The organism is Mycobacterium sp. E2327 (genome assembly GCF_001672675.1).
Classification (GTDB): Bacteria; Actinomycetota; Actinomycetes; order Mycobacteriales; family Mycobacteriaceae; genus Mycobacterium.
In genome coordinates this window covers 1-959 of record NZ_LZKE01000215.1, presented here as the reverse complement: position 1 = coordinate 959, position 959 = coordinate 1, and the positions used below count along the sequence as shown (strand labels likewise).

Annotated in this window: 1 protein-coding gene; it reads right to left on the bottom strand. The window is 67.2% G+C overall.

The annotated features are described in order from the left end of the window. The coding region (locus tag A5712_RS31510; protein ID WP_068111152.1) for a glycosyltransferase at positions 1-959 on the bottom strand (959 nt) is incomplete at both ends.

Here is a 959-nt window from a genome sequence, read left to right as displayed (position 1 = left end):
GACCAACGATTTGCGGGTGATGGTCGAAAGCTTTTTGGCGGAGCCGACTTTCAGTCGTTTGACCTGGGTCGCCCAGATGAACTGGTCGGCCACGTCCCACAGGATGAGCGTCGGGAGCCCGGCTCGTAGGCTCGCCGCCGTCGTGCCCGCCCCGCCGTGGTGAACGGCCGCCCGGCACATGGGCAAGATCGTGCTGTAGTTGACGTGTCCGACCAGCTTGATGTGCTCACGATGCGGAGCGGGCTCGGAACCGTCGGCGCCGGAATAGATCAGCGCGCGTTCGCCCAACTCGGCGCAGGCGTCGGCGATCATGGCCACCGTCGCGGCGGGGGAGCTGACCGGGGTGCTGCCGAAACCGAAGTAAATCGGCGGCTTTCCCGCAGCGATCCACGACGCGACCTCATCGTCGGTCTCCGCGGCCAACTCCAGGGTCAACGAACCCACGAAGGGGCGCTTGCCATTCCACTCCGCCGCCAGCCCGGGGAACAAGGCCCGGTCGTAGGCCTGGATTTCGAGCGTTCCGCCGTCGGCCATCCGCTGCCACGCGGGCACCGTCGTGGGCGGCAGACCCAGCTCGCGGCGCTGCGCGTCCTCGTCCGCCTTGGTGAAGCGGTTATACAGCCACCAGCCCGCCGACAGCGTGGTGCGGACGATCGGCGCCGGCGACGGCAGAAACGGAACGCCGATCTGACCGTTGACCCGCACCGGGAAATGATGCAGTCCCGCCACCGGAATGTCGTAGTATTCCGCAACATTCGCCACCACGCCGTGGTAGGTCTGGCCCGTCAGCAGCAGGTCGACCCCGTCCACGAGCGACTTGAGCGCGGCGCCCAGCTCTTCGAAGCCCGCCCGGACCGGCTCCATCGCCTCGCGCGCCAGCTTGACCGGGTTTTGGAACTTCCACGAGTTGTGCAGGAAATCCTCGTCCAGCTGCTGCTGGGAATCCCGCTGCCCGTAGG